Raw genomic sequence first — 206 nt, forward strand, 5'->3', positions numbered from 1 at the left:
GTGACCAAACCAGCTATCAAAGAGAATCGTGTTTGCCTTTAAACGGTTTAAAGGTAGAGCATTTAGTAAATCAAACATTGTTTCTGTTGCTTTCTTTTGAGCTTCTTGACGGCGTTTATATCCAACGGTCCGTTTGTCTACTCGCTCATCTGCTTCACTTAAGCGATTGGCTTTCTTTTTGGAGCTGAGAAAAGATTTTGCCAACG

The 206-nt window shown here is 40.3% G+C and carries 1 pseudogene; it reads right to left on the reverse strand.

Annotated elements, in window-relative coordinates:
• A pseudogene (locus ACYQ4S_RS13165) lies at positions 1-206 on the reverse strand (IS4 family transposase); the annotation flags it as partial.

This window comes from Alkalibacterium sp. s-m-28, assembly GCF_054658175.1.